Below are 9826 nucleotides of genomic sequence, written 5' to 3' on the forward strand. Positions count from 1 at the left end.
CCGAGAGCGGCGTGAACACGCGGCTGGCGACGCCGGGCTGGTCGCGAACCCCCTGGATGCGGATCTTCGCCTCGTCGCGATTGCAGGTGACCCCCGAGACGATCAGCCGCTCCATCACGTCCTCCTCGCGTGTGACCCAGGTGCCCGGATCGGGCACGAAGCTCGAGCGCACGTGGATCGGCACGCCGTAGCGTGCACCGAACTTCACCGAGCGCGTCTGCAGCACCTTGGCACCCAGACTCGCCATCTCGAGCATTTCTTCATAGGAAATTTTGTCAATCCGCCTGGCCGAAGGCACAATATTCGGATCCGTCGTGTAGACCCCATCAACATCGGTAAAGATGACACAGCGATCGGCTTTTAAGGCACCGGCCAATGCGACCGCCGTCAGGTCTGATCCCCCACGCCCCAACGTCGTGACATCCGATTGCTGATTGATGCCTTGGAAGCCGGCCACGACCGGTATCACGCCTTTGTTCAGTGACTCACGGATACGCTCGGCCGTCACTTTGGTGATGCGCGCCTTGGTGTGGGCGCTATCGGTCATGATTCCGACCTGCCGTCCGGTGAACGATTGGGCATTCAATCCACGTCCACGTAAATCCATAGCCAGAAGGGCTATCGTCACGCGTTCACCGGTCGAAAGCAGCATGTCGAGCTCGCGTTCATCGGGAACAGCAGCCACCTCATGTGCCAGCTTTAAGAGGCGGTCCGTTTCGCCACTCATCGCAGAGAGGACAACCACAACCTTGTGACCATCCTTGACGGCACGTTCGACACGATCGGCAACGCGGTGGATCCGTTCAACTGTTCCGACGGAGGTTCCCCCGTATTTCTGGACGATCAGTGCCACGATGATTACACGCCTTTTGCAAACAGTCTGACGACAAACTTGGTGGCATCGCGAGGAGGCGTGTGAGAGGATTGAGCGTCAGCCTCAGTAAACCGCCGATCACCATCAATAGCCTGCTTTGCGGTTCTATCATGGTACGCGTACAACCATTGTCCCTCGGTCAGTTGTGCCTGATGGATACTGCCTGGATCGCTGATCGTGACCAAACGATATGGACCGATCTTACCGAGTCCCTCAAGAAAGGGACCGACGAATTCACGGTCGACGGCTTCGATCGCGCGAACTTTGGCCTTCACATCCGTGTCGTAGACGACTTCGTCCGGAAGTTCGACGTGAACGTAGGCAAAGTCCTTTTTCTTCAATTCAGCGAGCACCTCAACGGCTTGCGTGCGGAGATCAGCATCAGCCAATCGTTCGATGTCCACTGCTTCGAGGCCAGAGACCAGCCCCAAGCCGCGATGGACATCGTTCGATGATACTACCACTCCGGAAATTTCGAACCGCTCCGTAAGGCTGGGCCAGGGAATGGCCCGCCCCTCGCCCCAGAGCCAGAGGCAATTCGCCGGTTTGTTCCCTGCGTCACGCCGTTCGTCGTTGACGGGATGATCGCGTAGAATCATCAATGACGCATCCATCAGCTTTCGCAAAATGTCGGCACCGTCTCCTGCAGGCAATGCGTCAGCGATCGATCGGCCGACCAAGGTCTGAGGATCCACACACAACGCCCTCGGCTTTCCCTCGACCCACACCATCAAATGGCGATGCCCTGAGCCTGGATAGAATTGAATCGTCTCGGACCCGAGCTGCTCGTTCACCGCATCGATCAACTCACGGGCCTCTTCACTGGTAATCAGCCCAGCCGTCGCGTCATCCATGATGACATGAGGGCCAAGCTTCTTGATGTCTGAGCTATTGCCCTTTGACCCAGCTTGCGTGTCGGCCTTCAACGTCACCATCGTGCAACGATAGACGACGTCATGTTCCCCGACATTGACTCCTAAACTCGCCGCCTCAAACGGGCCGGGGCCTTGATAATATTTTTTAGGTTCGTATCCCAGAATCGACGTGCCGGTCAGACCGCTCCCATGACGACCATTCTCCAGTGCAACAGTGAGGAGACCCATTTCACTGCAACGAGCCAACTTATCGAGGTGAGGAGTTGAAGCGGCTTGTAGGGGAGTTTTTCCGGCCAATTCCTGCCGAGGATGGTCAGCCATACCTTCGGCATGCAGAATCACATATTTCATGGACGATACTCTCGCATCGCGCCTAGATGTCTAGGAGACGAGCGACATCCTCCTTTGTAGCTTGGACGGTTTTGGGTTTCACCGATACACTGATCGCCGTATCGGCGTCTTTCAATCCATGTCCTGTCAACGTACAGACGACGGTCTCACCTTCCCGCAATCCTCCCTGACGCGCCAGCTTTGTCACTCCGGCTACCGATGCAGCGGAGGCTGGCTCACAGAACACGCCCTCTGTCGCGGCGACCGCAGCATACGCCTCCAGAATCTCTTCGTCGGTCACCGAATCGATCAATCCGGAGGATTCTTTTACCGCGGTAAGGGCGCATTGCCAGCTGGCCGGATTCCCGATACGAATAGCAGACGCCACCGTCTGAGGGTTTTCAATCACGCGGCCCAGTACAATCGGTGCGGCGCCGGACGCTTGATAGCCGATCATCCGTGGCAACCGCATCGTTTGATTGGCCACCCGGTACTCTTGATATCCCTTCCAATAGGCGGTGATATTGCCGGCGTTCCCGACGGGGAGCACATGCAGAGAAGGCGCCTCGCCCAACTGATCACACACTTCCATCGCGGCGGTTTTTTGGCCTTCGATACGATAGGGATTTAGAGAATTGACCAGCTCGATGTGGTGTGATGTCGAGAGGTCTTTGACGATCTCCAGCGCTTGATCGAAATTGCCGTCGATCTGAATCACTGTGGCATGATGCATCATGGCCTGCGATAGTTTTCCCATTGCTATCTTCCCGGCGGGAATCAAGACGTACACCGCAAGTCCGGCGCGCGCACCATAGGCCGCTGCGGAGGCCGAAGTATTGCCGGTTGAGGCACAGATAACAGCCCGCGCCCCAGCCTCGACAGCCTTCGAAATAGCCATCGTCATCCCGCGGTCCTTGAACGACCCCGTTGGGTTCGCCCCTTCGAACTTGAGATAGAGATCAATCCCCGGAGCGATGTTCTTGGCCAACCTCGCCGCACGGATCAGAGGCGTGTTGCCTTCTCCGAGCGTGATGATCGGTGTCCTGTCCGTCAGCGGGAGGAATTTGCGATACTCTTCAATAATTCCACGCCAGCGTGTCATGATGTCATTCGTCCTTGCCCTCGATACGAATCAACGTGGCGGGTTCCGACATAAAAGCCATGCGGTTGATTTCCAGAAGAGCAGTTTGCACATCCCGCTCCCTTGCCGTATGAGTCTTGATGACGATCGGAACGGTCTGCCCTTCGCGACGTCCCCTTTGCAGCATCGAGGCAATGCTGATACCGCAGCGGCCCAATTCACCGGCGATCTGCGACAGAACGCCGGGACGGTCGGTTACCATAAACCGCAAGTAGTACAACGACCTGAGTTCTTCTATCGGACGCATACGTAACGGACGTCGCTCGTCCGGTTGGAATGAGGCGGGCGGCACTCGTCCAACTCCGCCATTCACGAGATTTCGTGCGCCGGCGATGATGTCACTGACCACTGCGCTGCCTGTGGCGAGATCACCTGCTCCTCGTCCGACCAGGACAACATCACTCACCGCGTCGCCGACCAATTGGATGGCATTGTAGACACCTTCGATCTTGGCCAGCGGAGAGTCAGCAGGGAGCATCGTCGGGTGGACCCTGGCCTCGATTTCGCCCTCGACGAGTTTCGCGATGCCCAATAGTTTAATCGTGTAGCCGAACTCGCTGGCGAAGGCGATATCGTGTTCAGTAATGTGTGTGATCCCTTCTGTATAGAGTTCTTTAAAATTGATCGGCGTCCCGAACGCCAGGTTGGCCAGGATCGCCAGCTTGTGCGCACTGTCTGTTCCTTCCACGTCGAACGTGGGATCCGCCTCCGCATAGCCGGCCTTCTGCGCTTCACCCAATGTCTCCTCAAACCCCTTCCCCTCGTTGGTCATGCGGGAGAGAATGTAATTCGATGTTCCGTTGATGATGCCGTAGATGGATTGAATCACGTTGGCCGCCAAACCTTCCTTGACGGCATGAATAACAGGAATCCCTCCTCCTACACTGGCTTCAAATCCGATATCGACACCCTTGCGGGAGGCTGCCGCAAAGATCTCTTCACCATGGAGCGCCAGAAGGGCTTTGTTCGCGGTCACAACAGTTTTTCCTGCTGCGATGGCCTCAAGGATGAGCCGCTTGGCAAAATCATAGCCTCCTACCAATTCGACCACGATGTCGATCTTGGGATCGGCCAGGACCTGCTTCGCGTCATTGACCAGCAGACCCGAAGGCAAAACGATGCCTCGATCGCGAGTTGTGTCCAAATCGGCAATGCGGATTAGTTCAATAGGCACCCCGACGCGGCGACGGATAAGGGCCGCATTGTCTAATAAAATCTTGACGACTCCCGTTCCGACGGTCCCGAATCCGACGACACCGACACCGACGCGCGAGATCATTCCTTGCCCCCTTCAAGCTTTAACGCTTTCTTGATCCCGCGAACAGCCTGTCTCGTTCGATGCTCATTCTCCACCAGAGCAAAACGGACATACTCATCGCCTCCCTCCCCGAAGCCGATACCGGGCGACACAGCTACTTTCGCCTCACGGAGCAGGAGCTTCGAGAATTCGAGGGAACCCATATGCCGATACGGCAAAGGGATGCGGGCCCATACGAACATCGTGGCCAGCGGCTTGCTCACGTTCCAGCCGATGCGGTTCAATCCCCCCACCAACGCGTCACGACGCTTTTGATAGCGCAACACCGTTTCCTTCACGCAATCTTGTGGACCGTTCAAGGCGATGACGCTGGCAATTTGTAGCGGTTGGAAAATCCCGTAGTCGAGGTAGCTCTTGATCTTGGCCAGCGCACCTACGATTTCACGATTGCCGACGCAGAACCCGACACGCCAACCAGGCATGTTATAGGCCTTGGACAGGGTGTAAAACTCGACACCGATGTCTTTTGCGCCCGGCACCTGAAGAAAACTGGGTGCTTTGTATCCGTCGAAAACCAGGTCTGCATAGGCCAGGTCGTGAACGACGATGACGTTGTGTTCTTTCGCAAAAGCGACGATTTTTTTGAAAAATTCCAGGTCGGCGATGGCCGTCGTCGGATTGTGGGGGAAGTTGATAACAAGGATTCTCGGCCGCGGGAACGTTTGACGGTAGACTCGCTGGAGATCATCGAAAAAATCGCTGTCCGGACGCAACTCAATCCCGCGGACTTCGCCACCCGCAATGATGAAACTGTACATATGAATCGGATAGGTCGGTGTCGGCGTCAGCACCACGTCACCAGGCCCGATCAAAGCAAGAGAGAGGTGCGCCAGACCTTCCTTAGAGCCGATCGTGACGATGGCCTCGCTTTCAGGATCAAGGTCGACATCGTAGTTGCGCTTGTACCAACCGGCAATTGCATGGCGAAGCTTCGTAATGCCGCGCGAGGCTGAATAACGGTGATTTTTCCCTTTCCGAGCCGCCTCTATCATCTTCTCTACGATGTGAGGCGGCGTCGGTTGATCCGGGTTCCCCATCCCGAAATCGATGATGTCTTCCCCGCGCTGCCGGGCTTCCAGCTTAAGGCGCTGGACCTCCGCAAACACATAGGGAGGAAGCCGTTTGAGGCGGTAGAAATTGTCAGCTAATCCCATGATCGTTGTTCGCCATCAGTCGATTCGGCGGGAGGGAGATATAACCTACCCGTTGGGCGAAGGCCTATTCTAATTGCGCAGAGACAGAAGAGTCAAATTATCCCGTGATTCTGTGGGGTTCCGTAGAGTCATCACTTGCCAAGTCACCCATGATTATCTTGCGGTCCCCCTCCCCTGTCCTTGCCCACCTGAACCCGTTTCTGTTACAACAGCGGCGACTATTCTGTCTCATCGCGTGATTCGACCTTCCTTGCAAGACCGTATTCTATTTTGGAGGCCCGGTGCCCAGGCTCGGTGTCAATATTGATCACGTCGCGACTTTGCGCCAGGCGAGAGGGGGAAAGGATCCGGACCCCATTGCGGCTGCGGTAGTCGTGGAGCTGGCCGGCGCCGATGGAATCGTGGTTCATCTGAGGGAAGACCGACGCCATATTCAAGATCATGACTTGCAACTGTTGCGGGAAGTAGTCCGTACCAAGTTGGATCTGGAAATGGCGGCCGACGAAACTATGGCAAAAATCGCCCTGACCGTTAAACCAGATCTTGTCACCCTAGTTCCAGAAAAACGTCAGGAACTCACAACAGAAGGCGGGCTCGACGTCGTGTCCAATAGGGATCGCGTCGAAAAGATCGTCGCAATGCTCCACGATGGTGGTATCCCAGTCAGCCTCTTCATCGAACCTGATTTGGGGCAAATCAAGGCTGCCCACAAGGTATCCTCTGATTTCGTCGAGTTACATACTGGGCGATACGCCAATGCCAAGCGGTCGAAGGAGGCCGACTCCGAGTTCGACGCCATTACGCAAGGCGCGAAGTTAGCCTACAAACTCGGAATGGGAGTCAATGCCGGGCATGGTCTGAACTACCAAAATGTGTCACGGCTGACCCATATCCAGGAGATCGTCGAGTACAACATCGGCCACAGCATTATTGCCCGTGCAGTCCTTGTCGGACTTGACCAAGCAGTGCGGGAAATGCGGTCTCTACTCGGTTGACCGAAAGTTCACCGGCCTCCCCGTAAGTACGAATTGAACGATGGACTCTATGCAGATCGTGACCGGAACGCAAATGCAGGCGTTGGACCGACGAACCATCACGGAGGCGAAGGTTCCCGGTGTGGTTCTGATGGAACGAGCCGGCACCGGAGTTGTCGCGTTCCTCAAAGCACGGTATCATCCGCTGCGCGGCAAGAGCTTCACGATCGTATGCGGTAAGGGCAACAACGGAGGGGACGGCCTGGTCGTTGCCAGACTGCTTCGCAGGCTGCGCGCCAAGGTTACGGTTTTGCTGATGGCGCCGGCGACCGAATTCAGCCCCGACGCGGCTGTCATGTATCGTCGGTGGCTTCGCGTCGGCGGAAAGTCTCACACCAAGTTGTTTCGATCTCCGGAACAGGCAGAACCGATTCTGACTTCAAGCGACGTGATCGTTGATGCCTTGCTTGGCACGGGCCTGTCAAGCGACCTGACGGGAGGCTATCGAGATGCCGTCCAACTCATTAACCGTTCAGGCCGGCCTGTCATTGCGGTCGATATTCCATCAGGCATCCATGCGGACAACGGCACGTTGCTGGGTCACGCCATTCAGGCCGTCGCCACGGTTACCTTCGGCTTACCGAAGCAGGGTCTCTACCTTAATGCGGGAATCGACCATGCTGGATCCATCCACCTTGTCGATATTGGCATCCCCTCGAACTATGTAGACGCCCTGGACAGCAGAACGTTCTTGATCACGAAAGAGATGGTGGCCAAATCCCTGCCCTTGCGTAGAGCCTCAGCTCACAAGGGCACCTTCGGCCACGCCGGCATCATCGCCGGGTCGGTTGGAAAAACTGGGGCGGCTGCGCTCGCGGCCCGGGCGGCATTACGGGTAGGAGCAGGCCTCGTTACCGTCGCTGCACCAAGCAGCGTCAATGACGTCTTGGAATCCAAACTCTTGGAGGCGATGACCCTCCCCCTTCCCGAAACCAAAGCTCGTACCCTGAATCGTTCGGGACTTGATCGCCTGCTGACCTTCATGCATTCCCGAACAGCGATCGCCGTCGGCCCCGGACTGTCGACACATCCGGAAACTGTCGAATTGGTTCAATCCCTGATGAAGCACATCGACCGGCCGGCCGTGCTCGACGCAGACGCACTCAACGCCTTGGCTGGTCGCGCTTCCCTGCTAACGGAGTGCAAAATTCCTCCCATTATTACGCCGCACCCCGGTGAAATGGCACGGCTGGAAGTCGGCTCCACATCGCAGAGCGTAAATATCGACCGAACCGGCACAGCCCGACGTTTTTCTCGGGAACGGGGAGTCATTGTGGTGCTCAAGGGAGCCAGAACCGTGATCGCTCGTCCTGATGGTTTGCTTGCTGTCTGCCCAACGGGAAATCCAGGGATGGCAACAGCCGGAACGGGAGATGTCTTGACCGGAATGGTGGCAGGATTGTTGGCTCAAGGGATTCCTGCGTGGGAAGCCGCCTGCGCGGCAACCTATCTACACGGTTTCGCTGGCGATCTCGCCGCTAAGAAACTCGGAGAGGCAGGCATGATCGCCGGAGACCTTCTTGCTCACATTCCCTATGCGATCCAGGCGACTCAGAGTTAATCGCAAGGGCAAGGGATCATCGGTCAAGAGCGTTCGGGAACCCTCGGCTCGGACCGAGCGTCTTTGGAAACTGACGTCTCCATCGCCTCTGCATACGGTTCGACTCGGCCAGGCAATAGGGTCCTCCTTGCGAGGCGGAGAAACCCTGGCACTCATCGGTCCTTTGGGAGCAGGGAAAACCGCCCTTGTTAGAGGAATTGCAGCCGGACTTGGTGCCCCAACTACTGGAGTGAGCAGCCCAACGTTCGTGTTTATCCATGAATATCGAGGCAGACTTCCGATGGCGCACGTCGATCTATACCGCCTCCACTCCACGCATGACGCGGAATCCATAGGCTTGACCGACTACCTGTGCGGCCCAACGGTCGCGGTGATCGAGTGGGCCGACAAGAACATGTCCATTCTGCCTGAAGACCGTCTGGAAATTGGGTTGCGCCATCGCACAGTTGGGAGTAGAAGTATTTCTCTAACAGCAAAAGGCCCGGCGTCCGTCACGCTCTTGGCGGAAACGAAACGACAGTATCTACAGAAGAAGAGAAGGCCGAGGACACCGGAATCCAGTGAGAAAACCTCGTCGTGATTCGCTTAATCCTCGTTGGCGTACTCCTGCTCCTCTGTCTGGCTTTCTTCCTTCAAAACCAGGAGGAAGAAGTCACGCTCCGGTATTTTTTCGGGCTGTTCGAAGCGACCACCCCCGTCTACAAGCCGATCCTGGCCGGATTCGCCGTTGGACTCCTCGTCTCTGGCATCCTGCTATTTCCTCCCTGGATCAAAGGCCGCATCGAATTACGACGAAAGACTAAGGCGCTGCAAGATGCCGAGGTGGATCTCGAGCGACTTCGCCATTCTCTCGAAAAGGTGACAGGACGACACTCGCCGTCAACACCAGGCGGACTTCCCCAACAGGACCGAGCCGATGAGTGACCACGACGCCACGCCGCTTATGCGGCAATACCGCGAGATCAAGCGTGGATATCCCGATGCAATTCTTTTTTTTCGCGTCGGGGATTTCTACGAGATGTTTTACGATGATGCTCGAGATGCATCTAAACTCCTCGCCATCGCCTTGACCTCACGGGACAAATCCAGCACCGATCCCGTCCCGCTCTGTGGGGTCCCCTACCACGCCGCGCAAGGATATATCGCCAAACTTTTGAAAGCCGGCCGTACCGTGGCACTTTGCGAGCAGGTGGAAGACCCCAAGCTGGCCAAGGGACTTGTACGTCGCGAAGTGGTGCGCCTCTACACTCCCGGAACACTGGTCGATACGGAGTTTCTGGCCCCCGGAGAGTCCAACTTTCTTGCGTCAGTGGCTCGTGCAACACCGTCCGGCCACTCCAAGGATCCGGGTCCCTGGGGCCTGGCAAGCCTCGACGTTTCCACCGGTGATTTCTGGGTGATGGAATTTCACGGTTCCGGCTCGGATCAGCAGCTCCTCGACGAACTTTCGAGACTTGAGCCACGAGAACTCCTCCACGCCGGAAACGCCATCGCTCATGGACTTCGCCTCGAAAGTTCGTCGAGGAGCTGCTGATCCGA

At 56.7% G+C, this 9826-nt stretch carries 10 protein-coding genes; 5 read left to right on the top strand and 5 right to left on the bottom strand.

The genetic code is table 11. The features are described 5' to 3' along the window. The 5 genes from ACWVCN_RS01005 to alaC form a co-directional block, all read right to left on the bottom strand. On the bottom strand, positions 1-853 hold an 853-nt coding region (locus ACWVCN_RS01005), incomplete at its 3' end, for an aspartate kinase (RefSeq protein ID WP_455243640.1). A 5-nt stretch (positions 854-858) separates the two neighbouring features. Next, positions 859-2100, bottom strand: coding sequence for a 2,3-bisphosphoglycerate-independent phosphoglycerate mutase (apgM, locus tag ACWVCN_RS01010; RefSeq protein ID WP_455243641.1), 1242 nt, complete (start codon positions 2098-2100; stop codon positions 859-861). A gap of 22 nt (positions 2101-2122) precedes the next feature. After that, complete coding sequence (gene thrC, locus ACWVCN_RS01015; protein ID WP_455243642.1) at positions 2123-3181, bottom strand: threonine synthase; 1059 nt, start codon at positions 3179-3181, stop codon at positions 2123-2125. Between the two features lie 4 nt (positions 3182-3185). After that, positions 3186-4499 (bottom strand): homoserine dehydrogenase, encoded by a 1314-nt coding sequence (locus ACWVCN_RS01020; protein WP_455243643.1) that lies wholly within the window; start codon positions 4497-4499, stop codon positions 3186-3188. Further along, entirely contained in the window at positions 4496-5692 is a 1197-nt protein-coding gene (alaC, locus tag ACWVCN_RS01025; protein WP_455243644.1) for an alanine transaminase, read from the bottom strand. The genes ACWVCN_RS01020 and alaC overlap by 4 nt, the downstream gene beginning before the upstream one ends. Positions 5693-5973: 281 nt before the next feature. On the opposite strand from alaC, the gene ACWVCN_RS01030 reads away from it, so the two are divergent. The 5 genes from ACWVCN_RS01030 to ACWVCN_RS01050 are packed head-to-tail and all read left to right on the top strand — an operon-like array spanning position 5974 to position 9821. Continuing rightward, the gene (locus ACWVCN_RS01030) at positions 5974-6687 is read left to right on the top strand and encodes a pyridoxine 5'-phosphate synthase (RefSeq protein WP_455243645.1); all 714 of its coding nucleotides are present in this window, start codon (positions 5974-5976) and stop codon (positions 6685-6687) included. A 49-nt stretch (positions 6688-6736) separates the two neighbouring features. Next, on the top strand, positions 6737-8287 hold the full coding sequence (locus ACWVCN_RS01035; RefSeq protein WP_455243646.1) for an NAD(P)H-hydrate dehydratase: 1551 nt from the start codon (positions 6737-6739) through the stop codon (positions 8285-8287). Continuing rightward, a complete protein-coding gene (gene tsaE / locus ACWVCN_RS01040) occupies positions 8262-8867 on the top strand; it encodes a tRNA (adenosine(37)-N6)-threonylcarbamoyltransferase complex ATPase subunit type 1 TsaE (RefSeq protein ID WP_455243647.1) in 606 nt (201 codons plus the stop codon). The genes ACWVCN_RS01035 and tsaE overlap by 26 nt, the downstream gene beginning before the upstream one ends. Beyond that, positions 8864-9211, top strand: a complete 348-nt coding sequence (locus tag ACWVCN_RS01045) for a LapA family protein (protein ID WP_455243648.1) — start codon at positions 8864-8866, stop codon at positions 9209-9211. Before tsaE ends, ACWVCN_RS01045 begins: the two co-directional genes overlap by 4 nt. Next, entirely contained in the window at positions 9204-9821 is a 618-nt protein-coding gene (locus ACWVCN_RS01050) for a MutS N-terminal domain-containing protein (RefSeq protein WP_455243649.1), read from the top strand. The genes ACWVCN_RS01045 and ACWVCN_RS01050 overlap by 8 nt, the downstream gene beginning before the upstream one ends. Positions 9822-9826: the final 5 nt, after the last annotated feature.

The sequence above is a fragment of the Petrachloros mirabilis genome (genome assembly GCF_975968855.1).

Coding starts and splice junctions, on each gene's coding strand:
- ACWVCN_RS01050 (WP_455243649.1), top strand. CDS start 9,204: ATGAGTGACCACGACGCCACGCCGCTTATGCGGCAATACCGCGAGATC.
- ACWVCN_RS01020 (WP_455243643.1), bottom strand. CDS start 4,499: ATGATCTCGCGCGTCGGTGTCGGTGTCGTCGGATTCGGGACCGTCGGA.
- ACWVCN_RS01035 (WP_455243646.1), top strand. CDS start 6,737: ATGCAGATCGTGACCGGAACGCAAATGCAGGCGTTGGACCGACGAACC.
- tsaE (WP_455243647.1), top strand. CDS start 8,262: ATGCGATCCAGGCGACTCAGAGTTAATCGCAAGGGCAAGGGATCATCG.
- alaC (WP_455243644.1), bottom strand. CDS start 5,692: ATGGGATTAGCTGACAATTTCTACCGCCTCAAACGGCTTCCTCCCTAT.
- apgM (WP_455243641.1), bottom strand. CDS start 2,100: ATGAAATATGTGATTCTGCATGCCGAAGGTATGGCTGACCATCCTCGG.
- thrC (WP_455243642.1), bottom strand. CDS start 3,181: ATGACACGCTGGCGTGGAATTATTGAAGAGTATCGCAAATTCCTCCCG.